Source organism: Pseudomonas gingeri, from assembly GCF_013385425.1.
In the GTDB taxonomy this organism is placed as follows: domain Bacteria; phylum Pseudomonadota; class Gammaproteobacteria; order Pseudomonadales; family Pseudomonadaceae; genus Aquipseudomonas; species Aquipseudomonas gingeri_D.
Genome location: NZ_JACAQA010000018.1, coordinates 215,572 through 233,758 on the forward strand (window position 1 = coordinate 215,572; position 18,187 = coordinate 233,758).

Consider the following 18,187-nt stretch of genomic DNA (forward strand, 5'->3'; position numbering starts at 1 on the left):
ATGCTGGCCTATATTTTTCGCCGACTGCTACTGATCATCCCGACCCTGTTCGGCATCCTGCTGATCAATTTCGTGATCATCCAGGCCGCCCCCGGCGGCCCCGTGGAACAGATGATCGCCAAGCTCGAAGGCTTCGAAGGCGCTACCAGCCGGATCGCCGGCGGCGGTGCGGAAGTCTCGGTGGCCGGTTCCAGCTATCGCGGCGCCCAGGGCCTGGACCCGGCCCTGATCAAGGAAATCGAGCACATGTACGGCTTCGACAAGTCGGCGCCGGAACGCTTGTGGATCATGATCAAGAACTACGCGACCCTGGACTTCGGCAACAGCTTCTTCCGCGATGCCAAGGTCGTCGACCTGATCAAGGAAAAGATGCCGGTATCGATTTCCCTCGGGCTCTGGAGCACCCTGATCATGTACCTGGTCTCCATTCCCCTGGGCATTGCCAAAGCCACTCGCCATGGCAGTCATTTCGATGTCTGGACCAGTTCGGCGATCATCGTCGGTTATGCGATTCCGGCGTTCCTGTTCGCGATCCTGCTGATCGTGGTGTTCGCCGGAGGCAGCTACCTGAACTGGTTCCCCTTGCGCGGACTGACCTCGAACAACTTCGATCAGTTGGGCTTCGGCGGCAAGATCCTCGACTACTTCTGGCACCTGGCGCTGCCGGTTACCGCCCTGGTCATCGGCAACTTCGCCACCATGACCCTGCTGACCAAGAACAGCTTCCTCGATGAAATCAACAAGCAGTACGTGGTCACCGCCAAGGCCAAGGGCCTGACCCAGCGCCGCGTGCTCTACGGTCATGTGTTTCGCAACGCCATGCTGCTGGTCATTGCCGGTTTCCCCTCGGCCTTCATCGGCATCTTCTTCACCGGCTCCCTGCTGGTGGAAGTGATCTTCTCCCTCGACGGCCTGGGCCTGATGAGCTTCGAGGCGGCGATCAACCGCGACTATCCGATCGTCTTCGGCACCCTGTTCATCTTCACCCTGCTGGGGCTGGTGGTGAAACTGATCGGCGACATTACCTACACCCTGGTCGATCCGCGGATCGACTTCGAACATCGGGAGCATTGAGATGCAGTTATCCCCCCTCAATCGCCGACGTTTCGAACGGTTCAAGGCCAACAAACGTGGCTGGTGGTCACTGTGGCTGTTCCTGGTACTGTTCGTGCTGAGCCTGGGTGCCGAGCTGATCGCCAACGACAAGCCGCTGCTGGTGCACTACGACGGCGGCTGGTATTTCCCGGCCCTCAAGCGGTATCCGGAAACCACCTTCGGCGGCGAGTTCCCGCTGGAGGCCAACTACAAGAGCCCGTACATCCGCGAACTGCTCAAGGCCAAGGACGCCTGGACGTTGTGGGCGCCGATTCCGTTCAGCTATCAGAGCATCAACTACGACCTGCGTGTCCCGGCCCCCGCCCCGCCATCGGCGGACAACCTGCTGGGCACCGATGACCAGGGCCGCGACGTGCTCGCCCGGGTGATCTACGGCTTCCGCATCTCGGTGCTGTTCGCCCTGACCCTGACCGTGCTCAGTTCCATCATCGGCGTGATCGCCGGCGCCTTGCAGGGCTTCTATGGCGGCTGGGTCGACCTGGCCGGGCAGCGTTTCCTGGAAATCTGGTCCGGGCTGCCGGTGCTCTATCTGCTGATCATCCTCGCCAGCTTCGTCCAGCCGAACTTCTGGTGGCTGCTGGGGATCATGTTGCTGTTTTCCTGGATGAGCCTGGTGGACGTGGTGCGCGCCGAGTTCCTCCGTGGGCGCAACCTGGAATATGTCCGCGCAGCACGGGCCCTGGGCATGCAGAACGGCGCGATCATGTTCCGCCATATCCTGCCCAACGCCATGGTCTCGACCATGACCTTCATGCCGTTCATCCTGACCGGCGCCATCGGTACCCTGACAGCCCTGGACTTCCTCGGCTTCGGCCTGCCGGCCGGCTCGCCGTCCCTGGGCGAACTGGTGGCCCAGGGCAAATCCAATCTGCAGGCGCCCTGGCTGGGCATGAGCGCGTTCGCCGTGCTGGCCTTGATGCTCAGCCTGCTGGTGTTTATCGGCGAGTCCGCTCGCGATGCCTTCGACCCGAGGAAGTAAGATGAATCAGGACAATCTGATCGAAGTGCGCGACCTCTCGGTGGAGTTCGTGGTCGGCGAGCAGCGCCAGCGGGTAGTGGAGAACATCAGCTTCGATATCCGTCGCGGTGAAACCCTGGCCCTGGTCGGCGAAAGCGGCTCGGGCAAGTCGGTCACCGCGCACTCGATCCTGCGCCTGCTGCCCTACCCCCTGGCCCATCATCCCAGCGGCACGATCCAGTATTCCGGGCAGGACCTGCTGACCCTGAAAGAGAAGACCATCCGCCACATCCGCGGCAATCGCATCGCGATGATCTTCCAGGAGCCGATGACCTCGCTGAACCCGCTGCACTCCATCGAGAAGCAGATCAACGAAGTGCTCGGCATCCACAAGGGCCTGACCGGCAAGGTGGCCACTCGACGCACCCTGGAGCTGCTGGAGCTGGTGGGCATCCCCGAGCCACACAAACGCCTCAGAGCCCTCCCACACGAGCTCTCAGGCGGCCAGCGCCAGCGTGTAATGATCGCCATGGCCCTGGCCAACGAGCCGGAGCTGCTGATCGCCGACGAACCGACCACCGCCCTCGATGTGACGGTGCAGTTGAAAATCCTCGAATTGCTCAAGGAACTGCAGGCACGCCTGGGCATGGCCCTGCTGCTGATCAGCCATGATCTCAACCTTGTGCGCCGGATCGCCCATCGCGTATGCGTCATGCAGCGCGGCCGGATCGTCGAGCAGGCCGACTGCGAAGCCCTGTTCCAGGCCCCGCAACATCCCTACACCTGTGAACTGCTCAGCGCCGAACCCCGTGGCGAACCGGCCGTGACCGAGGTCGGTGAGCCGCTGCTGGAGGTGGACGACCTCAAGGTCTGGTTCCCCATCAAGAAAGGCCTGTTGCGCAGCACCGTGGACCATGTGAAGGCCGTGGACGGCATCCAGTTCAGCCTGCCCCGGGGCCAGACCCTGGGCATTGTCGGCGAAAGCGGCTCGGGCAAATCCACCCTCGGCCTGGCGATCCTGCGACTGATCGGCAGCCAGGGCGATATCCGTTTCGAAGGCCAGTCGTTGAGCGGCCTGTCGCAGAAGCAGGTGCGACCGTTGCGTCGGGAAATGCAGGTGGTGTTCCAGGACCCGTTCGGCAGCCTCAGCCCGCGCATGTGCGTCAGCCAGATTGTCGGCGAAGGTCTGCGTATCCATAAGATCGGTAACGAGCAGGAACAGGAAGCGGCGATCATCGCGGCGCTGAAAGAAGTCGGCCTGGATCCGGAAACCCGCAACCGCTACCCCCACGAGTTCTCCGGCGGACAACGCCAGCGCATCGCCATTGCCCGGGCGCTGGTGCTCAAGCCGGCGTTGATCCTGCTCGACGAGCCGACCTCGGCCCTCGACCGCACGGTGCAGCGCCAGGTCGTCGAACTGCTGCGCTCGTTGCAGATCAAGTACAACCTGACCTACCTGTTCATCAGCCACGACCTGGCGGTGGTCAAGGCGCTGAGCCACCAGCTGATGGTGGTCAAGCATGGCAAGGCCGTTGAACAAGGCGACGCAAAGGACATCTTTGCCGCGCCGCAACATCCTTATACAAAACAGTTGCTGGAAGCGGCGTTCCTGGTGCCCGGGACGGGTCCAGTGTAGGTACGCCGAGCGACGACTCCTGTTTCCCGGACATAAAAAAGACCGCTCAATGAGCGGTCTTTTTTTATGTAGCGAGCGTTGGCTGAATCAAGTGCCTCAGAAGCGCTTGATGTCCGCCTGGCCTTCCAGCTGCTTGCGGTAGGCCGCGAAGTCCTGCTGGCCGGCACGGGAGGCGAGGAAGCGACGATAGGACGCCTTCTCTTCTTCGCTTGGTGCCGCGCCTTCGTTCACGCCGTTCAGACGCACCAGCACCAGGCTGCCATCAGCCAGGGTCACGGTGCTGAAGGTCGGCTTGTCCTTGCCTTCGGGCTTGGGCATGCGGAACAGCGCTTGCAACACTGCAGGATCAACACCTTCCTGACCGCGGGTGACGGCTTCCTGGGTTTTCCAGGTCTGGCCGGCCGGCAGTGCCTTGCCTTCACGCAGGCTGGCGATCAGTTCATCAGCCTTGACCTTGGCCGCCGCCGTGGCGTGCTCCTTGGTCAATTGCTTGCGAATCGGCGCATCCACGCTGGCCAGAGGCAGTTGCTCAGGCTTGTGGTGTTCCTTGGCACGCAATACCACCACGGTGTCCGGATCCAGCTCGAGGGCGGTGCTGTTGGCACCCTCATCCAGCACTTCCGGACTGAACGCCGCCGTCACGACGGCACGGTTGGCTGCTACACCTTCACCACCTTCACGCCCGAACGGCGCCGAGGTGTGCACCTTCAGGTTCAGGTCCTGGGCCGGCTGGGCCAGGTCGGAAGCTTCGAACGAGGCGTCTTCGAGCTGCTTGGTCGCCTCGACGAAACGCTGTTCCACTTGCTGGTTTTTCAGCTCGCGGGTCAGCTTGTCCTTCAGGCTGGCGAAGGTCGGCACTTGTGGTGCCTCGACGCCCAGCAACTTGATCAGGTGATAACCGAACTCGCTGCGCACCGGTCCCGACACCTGGTCCTTGGTCAAGGCATACAACGCCTTTTCAAAGGCCGGGTCATAGACACCCGGGCCGGCGAAACCGAGGTCACCGCCATGGCTGGCCGAACCCGGGTCCTGGGAGAACTCCTTGGCCAGGGCGTCGAAATGCTCACCCTTGGCCAGGCGCTGCTGGATCTCTTCGATCTTCGCCTTGGCCTGTGCGTCGTTCACCTTGTCATTCACTTCGATCAGAATGTGCGCGGCACGACGCTGTTCAGCGAGGTTCGCGGTTTCTTTCTGATACAGCGCCTGCAGGTCTTCATCCTTGACGGTGACCTGATCGAAGAACGAGGACTTCTTCAGCTCCAGGTAATCGACGACCACCTGGTCCGGCGTCATGAACTCCTTGGCGTGCTTGTCGTAGTAGGCCTTGACCTCGTCATCGGTCAGCTTGACCGCCGACAGATCGACCGGCACGTTCAGCGAAGCGAAATCGCGGGTCTGTTTTTCCAGACGGGCAAACGCCAGTACCTGGGCATCAGTGACGAAACCACTGCCCGCCAGACCGGCACGGATCTGGCCGATCAGCATTTCCTGAGCCAGCATCTGGCGGAATTGCATACGACCGTAGCCCAGTTGACGAATCACCTGGTCGAAACGATCGGAGCTGAACTTGCCGTCCACCTGGAATTCAGGGGTTTGCAGGATGACCTGGTCCAGAGCACCCTCGGAGAAAGCGAACTTCGACTTCTCGGCGCCCTGCAGCAGCAGCTTGCGATCGATCAGCCCCTTGAGGGCGGATTCGCGGAGCATTTTCTCATCCAGCAACGAGGCATCGAAATCCTTGCCCAGCTGTTGCATGAGTTGGCGACGTTGCATGTCGACCGCCTGGCTCAGCTCGGTCTGGGTGATCTCGTCACCGTTGACCTTGGCCGCGTCCTGGCTAGTGGAGGTGGCCCTGAAAATGGCATCGAAACCGGTCAGCGCCATCAATGCGACGATGACTCCGATGATGGTCTTGGCAATCCAGCCTTGTGAATTGTCCCTGATATTTTGCAGCATGCGTCCCCCAGAAACGGTTGAACTTCAATGTGGGCAACCGTGGAGCGTGGGTAGAATCCGGATAGAAGAAAGGCGCATCCGAGGATGCGCCTTCTCGTAACTGGCAGAGCGGATGAGGGCTCGATACGCGTCCCTCGGCGTGTCAGGCCGGCCCTGAAAAAGGACCCTGGCCGACCGCTTCACCGCTCCGCGGCCAGATCAGGCAATAACCCGACCCGGATAGGCAAAGGCTTGAACGAATGTCAGTTGACAGCTTCTTTCAGTGCTTTGCCGGCTTTGAAACCTGGCTTTTTGGCAGCAGCGATTTCCAGCGTCTTACCGGTCTGAGGGTTGCGACCGATGCGAGCAGGACGGTCGGTCACGGAGAAAGTGCCGAAACCTACCAGTACAACGGAGTCGCCAGCCTTCAGAGCGCCAGTGACGGATTCGATGACTGCATCCAGCGCACGGCCAGCAGCAGCTTTCGGGATATCAGCGGATGCAGCGATAGCATCAATCAGTTCCGACTTGTTCACTCTAAGTCCCCTTATATCTATTGAGTATATTTCTAAGTTTTTGGGTGAAAGCTAAACCTGTGCTGAATGGCCTACAGACACTTAAGAGCCGCTTTATAACAAGGGCTCTAAAAAGCTGTCAAGGAAGCCACCCAGGCTTGATCCGTACTTAATGCGTGCTGATTCTTTCCTTAGAATCGGAGTCGCGCTTCTCATCTTTCGCGACGATCTCCGGAACCACATCTGGCAAGGGCTCCGGCGCGTATTGCAGCGCAATTTGCAGGACCTCGTCAATCCATTTAACCGGTTTAATCTGAAGATCCTGCTTGATATTGTCAGGAATTTCCTTCAGATCGCGCACATTCTCTTCTGGAATGATGACGGTCTTGATCCCACCACGATGTGCCGCCAGCAATTTTTCCTTCAAACCACCAATGGCCAGCACCTGACCGCGCAAGGTAATTTCACCGGTCATGGCCACGTCGGCACGCACAGGAATGCCAGTCAAGGCTGACACCAGGGCCGTACACATTCCTACACCAGCGCTAGGGCCGTCTTTCGGCGTCGCCCCTTCCGGCATATGGATATGGGTGTCGCGCTTCTCATGGAAGTCCAGGGGGATCCCCAGGCTCTTGGCGCGGCTGCGCACCACGGTCAACGCGGCGGTGATCGACTCGACCATGACATCGCCCAGGGAACCGGTCTTGATCAACTGGCCCTTGCCCGGCACCACGGCGGCTTCGATGGTCAACAACTCGCCACCGACCTGGGTCCAGGCCAGGCCCGTGACCTGACCGATCTGATCCTGTTGCTCGGCCAGGCCGTAGCGGAATTTACGCACGCCGAGGAAATGCTCCAGCAGGTCGGAGGTGACCTTGACCGAGAAGCGTTTTTCCAGGGAGTGCTCTTTCACCGCCTTGCGGCAGACCTTGGCGATTTGCCGCTCCAGCCCACGCACACCGGCTTCGCGGGTGTAGTAGCGAATGATGTCGCGAATCGCCTCGACCTCGAATTCCAGCTCGCCCTTCTTCAGGCCATTGGCCTGGATCTGCTTGGGCGACAGGTACTTGGTGGCGATGTTGATCTTCTCGTCCTCGGTGTAACCCGGCAGGCGGATCACTTCCATCCGGTCGAGCAGCGCCGGCGGGATGTTCATCGAGTTGGAGGTACAGAGGAACATGACATCGGACAGGTCGTAGTCAACTTCCAGGTAGTGGTCGTTGAAATTGTGGTTCTGTTCCGGGTCCAGCACCTCGAGCAGCGCCGAGGCCGGATCGCCACGCATGTCGCTGCCCATCTTGTCGATTTCATCGAGCAGGAACAGCGGGTTGCGCACGCCAACCTTTGTCATCTTTTGTATCAATCTTCCTGGCATCGAACCGATATAAGTCCGTCGATGACCACGAATTTCCGCTTCGTCACGCACACCGCCGAGGGCCATGCGTACGAATTTTCGATTGGTCGCGTGAGCAATCGACTCAGCCAGGGAAGTTTTACCCACGCCCGGAGGTCCGACGAGGCACAGCACCGGCCCCCGAATTTTCTTCACGCGCTTCTGCACGGCGAGGTATTCGAGGATACGTTCCTTGACTTCGTCCAGGCCATAATGGTCCGCGTCGAGAATATCTTCGGCCCGCGCCAGGTCCAGGCGCACCTTGCTCTGGGCCTTCCACGGCACCTGCACCAACCAGTCGAGGTAGGAGCGCACCACGGTCGCTTCCGCGGACATCGGCGACATCTGCTTGAGCTTGTTCAACTCGGCCAGGGCCTTGGTCATGGCATCTTTCGGCAGACCGGCGGCATCGATGCGCTTTTTCAGCTCTTCGACTTCATTATGGCCTTCGTCGCTGTCGCCCAGTTCCTTCTGAATGGCTTTCATTTGCTCATTCAGGTAGTACTCGCGCTGACTGCGCTCCATCTGCTTCTTGACGCGACCACGGATGCGTTTCTCGACCTGCAGCAGGTCGATTTCGGCGTCGAGCAGGGCCAGCACGTGCTCGACACGGGCCGACAGGTCGACGATTTCGAGAATTTCCTGCTTCTGTTCGATCTTCAAGGCCATGTGCGCGGCCATGGTATCGACCAGGCGGCTCGGCTCGTCGATGCTGTTCAACGACGACAGCACTTCAGCCGGGACTTTCTTGCCCAACTGCACATATTGTTCGAACTGTGCCAGCAGGCTGCGGACAAAGACTTCGGACTCACGGTCCGGGGCATCGACCTCGTCGATCAGCGCCACTTCGGCGCGGCAGTAGCCGTCAACCTCGCTGAAACGCTCGACGGTGCCGCGCTGCTCGCCCTCGACCAGCACCTTGACGGTGCCATCAGGCAATTTCAGCAACTGCAATACGGTGGCGACTGTACCTACGCGATACAGCGCATCTTCGCCCGGGTCATCATCGGCAGGATTACGTTGGGCCAACAGCAGGATCTGCTTGTCGCCCGTCATCGCGGCCTCGAGGGCTTCGATAGACTTCTCGCGCCCCACGAACAGCGGGATCACCATGTGCGGATACACCACGACATCACGCAATGGCAGGAGAGGCAATTCGATGGTTGTCTTCATGATTTCGCCTCTACGGCGGCCGTACGGCCGGAAACAGATGGATAAGCTTGAAACCAAGATGGGGGCTTGTTCGGAAAAAAACAAGCGCCAAAAGAAAAGGGGCCCGAAGGCCCCTTGTCAGGTCACAGTCTGCCGCACTCAGGCGTCAGGCGCGGCCTTTGCCTGCAGCTCACTGTTCTCGTAGATGTACAGCGGCTTGGATTTACCCTCGATCACGCTTTCATCGATCACCACTTTGCTCACCTCGGACTGCGAGGGGATTTCATACATGGTGTCGAGCAGGACGCCTTCGAGGATCGAACGAAGGCCACGGGCACCGGTTTTACGCTCCAGGGCACGCTTGGCGACGGATTTCAGTGCATCGGCACGGAATTCCAGGTCAACCCCTTCCATTTCAAACAGCTTGGCATACTGCTTGGTCAAGGCGTTCTTCGGCTCGGTGAGAATCTGCATCAACGCAGCCTCATCCAGCTCGTCGAGCGTGGCCAGGACCGGCAGGCGACCGACGAATTCCGGGATCAGACCGAACTTGACCAGATCGTCAGGCTCGACTTCACGCAGGGACTCGCCCACCTTCTTGCCTTCTTCCTTGCTACGCACTTCGGCGCTGAAACCGATGCCACCACGGGTGGAACGGTTCTGAATAACCTTTTCCAGACCTGAGAACGCACCACCACAGATAAACAGGATGTTGCGGGTGTCCACTTGCAGGAATTCCTGCTGTGGGTGCTTGCGACCGCCCTGGGGCGGAACGGAGGCCACCGTGCCTTCGATCAACTTCAGCAAGGCCTGTTGCACGCCTTCACCGGAAACGTCCCGGGTGATCGACGGGTTATCGGACTTGCGGGAAATCTTGTCGATTTCGTCGATGTAGACAATGCCCATCTGGGCCTTTTCCACATCGTAGTCGCACTTCTGCAACAGTTTCTGAATAATGTTTTCCACGTCTTCGCCCACATAACCCGCCTCGGTGAGGGTGGTTGCGTCAGCGATGGTGAACGGCACATTCAGCAGGCGAGCGAGGGTTTCAGCCAGCAAGGTCTTACCCGAGCCGGTCGGACCGATCAGCAGGATGTTGCTTTTGCCGAGCTCGACGTCGTCACTTTTCTTGTCACGCTGGTTCAGACGCTTGTAGTGGTTGTAGACCGCTACCGCCAGAACCTTTTTCGCACGTTCCTGACCAATCACATACTGATCAAGGATGCCGCTGATTTCTTTAGGCGAAGGCAATTTATGCGCGCTGCTTTCAGCCTGTGCTTCCTGCACCTCCTCACGGATGATGTCGTTGCACAGGTCGACGCACTCGTCGCAGATAAAGACCGAGGGGCCGGCGATCAACTTGCGTACTTCATGCTGGCTTTTGCCGCAGAAGGAGCAATAGAGCAGCTTGCCGTTGTCCTCGCCGTTGCGGGTGTCAGTCATTCGTTCGATCCAAATCCGATAGGCTTGCAACACAAGATGAAGGCTATTGCGGGCTTTTTCAAGCCCGCTGGTGATCGGAACAGCCGACCAGCCCTATTTTGCGCTGCTTAATGTTAAGCGGGGCGCTTGTCGATCACTGCATCGATCAACCCGTAGTCACGCGCGGCTTCTGCGCTCATGAAGTTGTCACGGTTGGTATCGCGCTCGATTTCTTCCAGCGTGCGCCCGCTATGCTTGGCCATCAGCGTGTTGAGACGCTCGCGAATGAAGAGGATTTCCTTGGCATGGATTTCGATATCCGACGCCTGGCCCTGGAAACCGCCCAGTGGCTGGTGAATCATCACACGCGAGTTCGGCAGGCAGAAACGCTTGCCTTCGGCACCGGCCGTCAGCAGGAACGCGCCCATGCTGCACGCCTGGCCGATACAGGTGGTCGACACGTTTGGCTTGATGAACTGCATGGTGTCGTAGATCGACATGCCCGCTGTCACCGAACCGCCCGGGGAGTTGATATAGAGATGGATGTCCTTGTCCGGGTTTTCCGCTTCAAGGAACAGCAGCTGCGCACAGATCAGGTTGGCCATGTAGTCCTCTACCGGGCCCACCAGAAAAATCACCCGCTCCTTGAGAAGGCGCGAGTAGATGTCATAGGCGCGCTCGCCACGAGCGGACTGCTCGACAACCATCGGGACCAGGCCGCCTGCGGCCTGGATATCAGAGTTCTGCTGAATATAAGAATTACGGAACATGCTCTGCAGTCACTCCCAAATAGTCATGTCTTGAATACGCATAAGCCAGCGCGAGGCTGGCTTATGGTGTGTATTTCCAACGAGTCAGAAAATCAGTCGGCTTGTGGAGCTTCCACCGGCTTGACTGCTTCTTCGTAGGAGACCGATTTATCGGTCACATTCGCCTTCTGCAGAACAGTATCCACAACTTGTTCTTCCAGCACAACCGAACGAACTTCGTTCAGTTGCTGGTCGTTCTTGTAGTACCACGACACAACCTGCTCTGGCTCCTGGTAGGCCGAGGCCATTTCCTGGATCAGCTCACGCACGCGGGTTTCATCAGGCTTGAGCTCGAACTGCTTGACCACTTCAGCCACGATCAGGCCCAGCACGACGCGGCGCTTGGCTTGTTCTTCGAACAGCTCGGCCGGCAGCTGGTCAGGCTTGATGTTGCCGCCGAACTGCTGAACGGCCTGCACGCGCAGACGATCCACTTCGTTGGACAGCAGGGCCTTCGGCACTTCGATCGGGTTGGCGGCCAGCAGACCGTCCATGACCTGGTTCTTGACCTTGGATTTGATCGCCTGGCGCAGCTCACGCTCCATGTTCTTGCGAACTTCGGTGCGGAAGCCGTCAATGCCGCTTTCCTTGATGCCGAACTGGGCGAAGAAGGCTTCGTTCAGCTCAGGCAGGGTCGGTGCGGACACAGTATTGACGGTCACGGTGAACTCGGCAGCTTTGCCAGCCAGGTCCAGGTTCTGGTAGTCAGCAGGGAAAGTCAGGCTCAGAACGCGTTCTTCACCGGCTTTAGCGCCTACCAGGCCATCTTCGAAGCCCGGGATCATGCGATTGGAGCCCAGCACCAGTTGGGTGCCCTTGGCGGAACCACCGGCGAAGACTTCACCGTCGACCTTGCCGACGAAATCGATGTTCAGCTGGTCTTCGTTCTGGGCGGCGCGATCGGCCACTTCGAAACGGGTGTTCTGCTTGCGCAGGATTTCCAGCATGTTGTCCAGATCCGAGTCCGCCACGTCGGCGCTCAGGCGCTCGACAGCGATGGAGTCGAAACCGGCAACGGTGAACTCAGGGAACACTTCGAACGTAGCAACGTATTCCAGGTCTTTGCCCTTCTCCAGCACTTTCGGCTCGACAGAAGGCTGACCAGCCGGGTTCAGCTTCTGCTCAACCACGGCTTCGTAGAAGGAGGACTGGATCACATCGCCCACGGCTTCCTGGCGGGCATCCGCCTCGTAACGCTGGCGAATCACGCTCATTGGCACCTTGCCAGGGCGGAAGCCTGCAATCTTGGCCTTTTGGGCAGTCTGCTGCAGACGCTTGTTGACCTGGGTCTCGATGCGCTCAGCTGGCACGGTGATGCTCATGCGGCGCTCAAGAGCCGATGTATTTTCAACAGAAACTTGCATGGATATTCCTCGTTGCACAGACATTAGCCGGCCGTTTCCGACCTCAGAAGCAAGGGCAAGCATTCTAGAGGGTCAGACTCAAGAAGTCACCCTACTGAAAAGGGCTAAAAACAGCAGGTAATCATTGGCCATGGGTCACCCTTGAGCCAGGCGCCCCGGACAGACGGTCACTCAATCGCCTTTCTACTATATAGAAGAGCCGTGGGAGAGCATTGCGCCAGCACACCGACAGAGCCCGCACCAGGACATCGACGACCTTTGTGCCATTGCCATTATCGCCGTCGCTGCGCCAATGGCTACCGCTGCTTCCAATCAAAAGCTTCCGGCCCGGTCGATATGCCGCTGACGGGCGACAGTCATGCAGAGCACTTGCCGCCCGGACCGTCGGAACAGCTCAAGGACTTGAACGCTGCCTCTTTTATTCACCTCGACCTGCCCGTTATCGACAGTGAAATATTCAAGGACACCTTCGCGATCGTCCTCGCCGACAAGAACATCAAGACGGTGATTATTTCCGCGGCCCGGGAAAGTAAAATAGTACCTTCACTGGATAATTTGCCGACCCGCCTGAAAAACACCTTTAATGCCTTCAAGCACTCAGGAAAGAAACTCTACGTATTTGATGACAGACCTTCATTCCTGTTCGACTCCGAGAAATGCAAGTACGCAGCCAAGCAAATTCCGCTCGAGGTGCAGAGACATCCTCACGAGCAAGCTGGAAATGCGCCCAAGACAACGAAGAATGGCGAAATTCGAGGCAATAAAAAAGCCGCTCAAGGCGGCTTCTTTACTGGGCCTTGCAAAAGTCAGCGGACCTTGGCGAAACCTGATGAAAAAAAACGCCAGATAATTAATCTGGCGTTTTTATTCGAATATGGGGTGGACGATGGGGATCGAACCCACGACAACAGGAGTCACAATCCTGTGCTCTACCAACTGAGCTACGCCCACCATATTGCCTATTCAAAAAGACCGATCAGATCGACCTCCTTGTTAAGCCTCACCAACACCCAGCGGCTTTGATGAAACTTTATTTGGTGCGGATGAAGAGACTCGAACTCTTACGCCTCGCGGCGCTGGAACCTAAATCCAGTGTGTCTACCAATTCCACCACATCCGCGCATGAAGCCTTTAAAGCAAAAACGCCAGACTGTTAATCTAGCGCTTTTCGAAATATGGGGTGGACGATGGGGATCGAACCCACGACAACAGGAGTCACAATCCTGTGCTCTACCAACTGAGCTACGCCCACCATATTGCGTTACTTGTGCCAAAGCTGCCTAATGGCGCACCCGGCAGGACTCGAACCTGCGACCATCCGCTTAGAAGGCGGATGCTCTATCCAGCTGAGCTACGGGCGCCTTATTAATCTGTACTCGGTGACGACTACAAACCAAGTGCTTCAATCTTGCTGAGCCAGACATCAACTCTGCTCGACCTTCTCAACCAGTGCTAGGCTATGCCCGACAAGCGCGACAAATGTTATAGACGAGCCGAAAGGTCGTCAACTCTTTTCTGAAAAAAATTCAGATATATAAAGGGCTTAGGGGAATATCCGGACCAAGCGCCTTTGCCCTCGCGCCACGACATGCGAGAATGCGCACTCTTTTTCAACCCCTCTCGATGGTTAATCACGCGTCATGACTGCACAACTAATCGACGGCAAAGCGATCGCCGCCCGTCTGCGCCAGCAGATCGCCCAACGTGTCGCCGAGCGTCGCCAGCAGGGCCTGCGTACGCCAGGCCTCGCGGTGATTCTGGTCGGCAGCGATCCTGCCTCTCAGGTTTATGTTTCGCACAAGCGTAAAGACTGCGAAGAGGTCGGCTTCATTTCACAAGCCTACGACTTGCCTAGCGACACCACCCAACAGGCGCTCACCGACCTGATCGATCGCCTCAATGACGATCCGCAGATCGACGGCGTGCTGCTGCAATTGCCGCTGCCCGAACATCTGGACGCCTCCAAGCTGCTGGAACGCATTCGCCCGGACAAGGACGTCGACGGCTTCCACCCTTATAATGTCGGTCGCCTGGCCCAGCGCATTCCGTTGCTGCGTCCGTGCACCCCGAAAGGCATCATGACCCTGCTGGAAAGCACCGGGGTCGATCTGTACGGGATGGATGCGGTGATTGTCGGCGCCTCCAATATCGTCGGTCGACCGATGGCCATGGAGCTGCTGCTGGCCGGCTGCACCGTGACCGTCACCCACCGCTTCACCCGGGACCTGGCCGGCCATGTCGGCCGCGCCGATCTGGTGGTGGTGGCCGCCGGCAAGCCGGGCCTGGTCAAGGGCGAGTGGATCAAGGAAGGCGCCATCGTCATCGACGTCGGCATCAACCGCCAGGAAGACGGCAAGCTGGTGGGTGACGTGGTCTACGAGACCGCCCTGCCCCGTGCCGGCTGGATCACTCCGGTTCCGGGTGGCGTCGGCCCGATGACCCGCGCCTGCCTGCTGGAAAACACCTTGTATGCCGCCGAAACGCTGCATGCCTGAGGCGATGGAGCCCTCAGCGTTGCCACAACGCTGAAGGCCTTCACCCAACAAAAAACCGCCAATCGGCGGTTTTCTGTTGCCAAAGGAACCCGACTCAGTCAGCCAGACGCCAGGTGGTCCCGCCCTTGCCGTCTTCCAGCACCACGCCCATGGCGGTGATCTGGTCGCGGATACGGTCGGATTCCGCCCAGTCCTTGTTGGCCCGTGCTGCCAGACGTGCCTGGATCAGCGCGTCGACTTCAGCCCCATCGACCCGCCCTTCGGCACCCGCCTGCAGGAACTCATCGGCCTCCAACTGCAGGACACCGAGCACGCTGGCCAGTTCTTTCAGACGCGCCGCCAGACCGGCCGCCGCCACCAGATCGCTCTCGCGCAGACGGTTGATCTCACGCACCATCTCGAACAGCACCGCACAGGCCTCCGGCGTGCCGAAGTCATCGTTCATCACCCGGGTGAAACGCTCGACGAACGCCTCGCCACCGGCTGCCGGCACATTCGGCAGGCCTTTGAGCGCATGGTAGAAACGCTCCAGGGCGCCCTTGGCATCCTTGAGGTTGTCTTCCGAGTAGTTGATGGCGCTGCGGTAGTGGCTCGACACCAGCAGGTAACGCACGACTTCCGGGTGGTACTTGTCCAGCACATCGCGAATGGTGAAGAAGTTGTTCAAGGACTTGGACATCTTCTCGCCATTGATGCGGATCATGCCGCAGTGCATCCAGGCATTGGCGTAGGTCTTGCCGGTGGCCGCCTCGCTCTGGGCGATTTCGTTTTCATGGTGCGGGAACTCGAGGTCGCTGCCGCCGCCATGAATATCGAAGGTCTCGCCCAGGCAGCAGGTGGACATCACCGAGCACTCGATATGCCAGCCCGGACGCCCGGCGCCCCATGGCGACTGCCAGCTCGGCTCGCCGGGCTTGGTGCCTTTCCACAGGACGAAGTCCAGCGGATCCTGCTTGGCTTCGTCGACTTCGATCCGCGCCCCGATGCGCAGATCTTCGATTTTCTTGCGCGACAACTTGCCGTAGCCCATGAACTTGGCGACGCGGTAATACACGTCGCCATTGCCCGGGGCGTAGGCGTACCCCTTGTCGATCAGGGTCTGGATCATGGTCAGCATGCCGGGGATATGATCCGTGGCGCGCGGCTCCATGTCCGGCTTGAGAATGTTGAGGCGCGCCTCGTCCTCGTGCATCGCGGTGATCATGCGCTCGGTCAGCGCGTCGAACGATTCGCCGTTTTCGTTGGCCCGATTGATGATCTTGTCGTCGATATCGGTGATGTTGCGCACATACGTCAGGTCATACCCGCTGAAACGCAACCAGCGAGTGACCAGATCGAAGGCCACCATGCTGCGGCCATGGCCCAGGTGGCAGTAGTCATACACGGTCATCCCGCAGACATACATGCGCACCTTGTTGCCATCCAGGGGCTTGAAGACTTCTTTGCTCTTGGTGAGCGTGTTGTAGATCGTTAGCACAACGGCGTCCTTAAAGAATCACTGGCCCCACGAATCACGCAAGGTCACGGTACGGTTGAATACCGGAGCACCGGGTTTCGAGTCCTTGATATCCGCGCAGAAGTAACCTTCGCGCTCGAACTGGAAACGGTCTTCCGGCTGTGCATTGCCCAGCGAGGGTTCAGCACGACAACCCGTGAGAACTTGCAGTGAGTCAGGGTTGATGTTGTCCAGGAAACTGGCGCTGTCTTCGGCTTTCTCGGGGTTGGCCGAACGGAACAGGCGATCGTACAGGCGCACTTCGCACTCGACGCTGGCCGCCGCCGGCACCCAGTGGATCACACCCTTGACCTTGCGCCCTTCGGGGTTCTTGCCCAGGGTTTCAGGATCGTAGGAGCAGCGCAGCTCGACGATATTGCCGTCGGCATCCTTGATGGCTTCGTCGGCACGGATCACGTAGCTGCCGCGCAGGCGCACTTCACCGGTCGGCTCCAGGCGCTTGTAGCCCTTGGGCGGCTCTTCCATGAAGTCGTCGCGATCAATGTAGATCTCACGGGCGAACGGCAATGCGCGCACGCCCATGTCTTCTTTCGGGTGGCGCGGCAGTTCGAGATTCTCGACCTGGCCTTCCGGGTAGTTGGTGATCACGACTTTCAGCGGACGCAGCACGCACATGGCCCGTGGCGCGCTGTGGTCGAGGTCGTCGCGGATGCTGAATTCCAGCATGCCGAAGTCCACCACGCCGTCGGAACGGTTGGTGCCGACCATTTCGCAGAAGTTGCGGATGGATTTAGGCGTGTAGCCACGGCGACGGAAGCCCGAGAGCGTCGACATGCGCGGGTCGTCCCAGCCGTTGACGTGCTTCTCGTCCACCAACTGCTTGAGCTTGCGCTTGCTGGTGATGGTGTAGTTCAGGTTCAGGCGGCTGAACTCATACTGCCGCGGGTGCGCCGGCACGGGCAGGTTTTCCAGAAACCACTCGTACAACGGACGGTGGCTTTCGAACTCCAGGGTGCAGATCGAGTGGGTAATGCCTTCGATGGCATCCGATTGACCGTGGGTGAAGTCGTAGTTCGGGTAGATGCACCACTTGTCGCCGGTCTGGTGGTGATGAGCGTGGCGGATGCGATACATGATCGGATCGCGCAGGTTCATGTTCGGCGAAGCCATGTCGATCTTGGCCCGCAGCACGCGGGCGCCGTCCGGGAATTCTCCGGCTCGCATGCGCGCGAACCAGTCGAGGTTCTCTTCCACCGAACGCTCGCGGAACGGGCTGTTCTTGCCCGGCTCGGTCAGGCTGCCACGGTATTCCTTGGCCTGCTCGGGGGTCAGGTCGTCGACGTAGGCCTTGCCGGCCTTGATCAGCTCCACCGCCCAGTCGTGCAACTGATCGAAATACTGCGAGGCATAGCGCACTTCACCGGACCATTCGAAGCCCAGCCACTTGACGTCGCTTTCGATGGCGTCGATGTATTCCTGGTCTTCCTTGGCCGGGTTGGTGTCGTCGAAACGCAGGTGCGTGACGCCGCCGAACTCCTGGGCCAGGCCGAAGTTCACGCAGATCGACTTGGCGTGGCCGATGTGCAGGTAGCCGTTGGGCTCAGGCGGGAAACGCGTCACGATCTGAGTGTGCTTGCCCGAGTCCAGGTCGGCCTGAATGATCGGGCGCAGGAAGTTGACCGGGACAGCCGGTCCGGTCTTGACGTTCGAGGTAGGGTCGACAGTGGGCTTGCTCATAGGATCCTTGGGCTTGCGGTTGCGCGGCCGGGGGCGGCCTGATCAATCAAAACGGCTATCATAGCCGATGCGATCAGGCAGCTGACAGTGGCGCGCCGAAAACGGCGGCTATTAATAGTGCAGGGATGAAAAAACCGCCTCGAAATTCCCGCGCCTCACGCTAAACTGCGCAACCTGGTCGTTTTATGCCAGATCGGTT

The 18,187-nt window shown here is 59.2% G+C and carries 12 protein-coding genes, 4 tRNA genes and 1 pseudogene; 5 read left to right on the forward strand and 12 right to left on the reverse strand.

The window, feature by feature from the left end:
• The 3 genes from HX830_RS21265 to HX830_RS21275 are packed head-to-tail and all read left to right on the forward strand — an operon-like array spanning position 1 to position 3,710.
• Positions 1-1,074: a microcin C ABC transporter permease YejB gene (locus tag HX830_RS21265; protein WP_103497814.1), complete on the forward strand. Its 1,074-nt coding sequence runs from the start codon at positions 1-3 to the stop codon at positions 1,072-1,074.
• 1 nt (position 1,075) lies between these two features.
• Entirely contained in the window at positions 1,076-2,095 is a 1,020-nt protein-coding gene (locus tag HX830_RS21270; protein WP_103497813.1) for an ABC transporter permease, read from the forward strand.
• Between the two features lies 1 nt (position 2,096).
• Positions 2,097-3,710 carry an ABC transporter ATP-binding protein gene (locus HX830_RS21275; protein ID WP_103497811.1) on the forward strand — a complete coding sequence of 538 codons (1,614 nt, stop codon included), beginning with the start codon at positions 2,097-2,099 and terminating at the stop codon, positions 3,708-3,710.
• A gap of 96 nt (positions 3,711-3,806) precedes the next feature.
• Here the strand turns inward: HX830_RS21275 and HX830_RS21280 are convergent, their stop codons facing one another.
• From HX830_RS21280 to tig, 6 genes are all read right to left on the reverse strand, one after another.
• On the reverse strand, positions 3,807-5,666 hold the full coding sequence (locus tag HX830_RS21280; RefSeq protein WP_103497810.1) for a SurA N-terminal domain-containing protein: 1,860 nt from the start codon (positions 5,664-5,666) through the stop codon (positions 3,807-3,809).
• A 242-nt stretch (positions 5,667-5,908) separates the two neighbouring features.
• The gene (locus tag HX830_RS21285) at positions 5,909-6,181 is read right to left on the reverse strand and encodes an HU family DNA-binding protein (protein ID WP_002552737.1); all 273 of its coding nucleotides are present in this window, start codon (positions 6,179-6,181) and stop codon (positions 5,909-5,911) included.
• A 148-nt stretch (positions 6,182-6,329) separates the two neighbouring features.
• Positions 6,330-8,726, reverse strand: a complete 2,397-nt coding sequence (gene lon, locus HX830_RS21290; RefSeq protein WP_103497809.1) for an endopeptidase La — start codon at positions 8,724-8,726, stop codon at positions 6,330-6,332.
• A gap of 138 nt (positions 8,727-8,864) precedes the next feature.
• Positions 8,865-10,148: an ATP-dependent Clp protease ATP-binding subunit ClpX gene (gene clpX, locus HX830_RS21295; RefSeq protein ID WP_103497808.1), complete on the reverse strand. Its 1,284-nt coding sequence runs from the start codon at positions 10,146-10,148 to the stop codon at positions 8,865-8,867.
• 113 nt (positions 10,149-10,261) lie between these two features.
• The gene (gene clpP / locus HX830_RS21300) at positions 10,262-10,897 is read right to left on the reverse strand and encodes an ATP-dependent Clp endopeptidase proteolytic subunit ClpP (RefSeq protein ID WP_017736926.1); all 636 of its coding nucleotides are present in this window, start codon (positions 10,895-10,897) and stop codon (positions 10,262-10,264) included.
• Between the two features lie 92 nt (positions 10,898-10,989).
• Entirely contained in the window at positions 10,990-12,300 is a 1,311-nt protein-coding gene (tig, locus tag HX830_RS21305) for a trigger factor (protein WP_103497806.1), read from the reverse strand.
• A gap of 201 nt (positions 12,301-12,501) precedes the next feature.
• On the opposite strand from tig, the pseudogene HX830_RS32575 reads away from it, so the two are divergent.
• Positions 12,502-12,975 (forward strand): annotated as a pseudogene (locus HX830_RS32575) (SGNH hydrolase domain-containing protein); the annotation flags it as partial.
• A gap of 200 nt (positions 12,976-13,175) precedes the next feature.
• Here the strand turns inward: HX830_RS32575 and HX830_RS21310 are convergent.
• The 4 genes from HX830_RS21310 to HX830_RS21325 form a co-directional block, all read right to left on the reverse strand.
• A tRNA-His gene (locus HX830_RS21310) sits at positions 13,176-13,251 on the reverse strand.
• Positions 13,252-13,335: 84 nt separating this feature from the next.
• Positions 13,336-13,420 (reverse strand) — tRNA-Leu (locus HX830_RS21315).
• A gap of 56 nt (positions 13,421-13,476) precedes the next feature.
• Positions 13,477-13,552: transfer RNA gene (locus tag HX830_RS21320), tRNA-His, on the reverse strand.
• A gap of 32 nt (positions 13,553-13,584) precedes the next feature.
• A tRNA-Arg gene (locus HX830_RS21325) sits at positions 13,585-13,661 on the reverse strand.
• Between the two features lie 279 nt (positions 13,662-13,940).
• On the opposite strand from HX830_RS21325, the gene folD reads away from it, so the two are divergent.
• Complete coding sequence (folD, locus tag HX830_RS21330) at positions 13,941-14,795, forward strand: bifunctional methylenetetrahydrofolate dehydrogenase/methenyltetrahydrofolate cyclohydrolase FolD (protein ID WP_103499462.1); 855 nt, start codon at positions 13,941-13,943, stop codon at positions 14,793-14,795.
• Between the two features lie 94 nt (positions 14,796-14,889).
• On the opposite strand, the gene cysS is transcribed toward folD, so the two are convergent.
• Together cysS and HX830_RS21340 are read right to left on the reverse strand one after the other, a co-directional pair.
• Positions 14,890-16,272, reverse strand: a complete 1,383-nt coding sequence (cysS, locus tag HX830_RS21335) for a cysteine--tRNA ligase (protein WP_177102433.1) — start codon at positions 16,270-16,272, stop codon at positions 14,890-14,892.
• An 18-nt stretch (positions 16,273-16,290) separates the two neighbouring features.
• Positions 16,291-17,988, reverse strand: coding sequence for a glutamine--tRNA ligase/YqeY domain fusion protein (locus HX830_RS21340; RefSeq protein ID WP_103499464.1), 1,698 nt, complete (start codon positions 17,986-17,988; stop codon positions 16,291-16,293).
• Positions 17,989-18,187 lie beyond the last annotated feature (199 nt).

What these genes read in the sequence shown, in the direction of transcription:
- HX830_RS21275 (WP_103497811.1), top strand. Translation starts at nt 2,097, where the DNA reads ATGAATCAGGACAATCTGATCGAAGTGCGCGACCTCTCGGTGGAGTTC.
- HX830_RS21270 (WP_103497813.1), top strand. Translation starts at nt 1,076, where the DNA reads ATGCAGTTATCCCCCCTCAATCGCCGACGTTTCGAACGGTTCAAGGCC.
- clpX (WP_103497808.1), bottom strand. Translation starts at nt 10,148, where the DNA reads ATGACTGACACCCGCAACGGCGAGGACAACGGCAAGCTGCTCTATTGC.
- HX830_RS21265 (WP_103497814.1), top strand. Translation starts at nt 1, where the DNA reads ATGCTGGCCTATATTTTTCGCCGACTGCTACTGATCATCCCGACCCTG.
- HX830_RS21340 (WP_103499464.1), bottom strand. Translation starts at nt 17,988, where the DNA reads ATGAGCAAGCCCACTGTCGACCCTACCTCGAACGTCAAGACCGGACCG.
- tig (WP_103497806.1), bottom strand. Translation starts at nt 12,300, where the DNA reads ATGCAAGTTTCTGTTGAAAATACATCGGCTCTTGAGCGCCGCATGAGC.
- clpP (WP_017736926.1), bottom strand. Translation starts at nt 10,897, where the DNA reads ATGTTCCGTAATTCTTATATTCAGCAGAACTCTGATATCCAGGCCGCA.
- HX830_RS21280 (WP_103497810.1), bottom strand. Translation starts at nt 5,666, where the DNA reads ATGCTGCAAAATATCAGGGACAATTCACAAGGCTGGATTGCCAAGACC.
- folD (WP_103499462.1), top strand. Translation starts at nt 13,941, where the DNA reads ATGACTGCACAACTAATCGACGGCAAAGCGATCGCCGCCCGTCTGCGC.
- lon (WP_103497809.1), bottom strand. Translation starts at nt 8,726, where the DNA reads ATGAAGACAACCATCGAATTGCCTCTCCTGCCATTGCGTGATGTCGTG.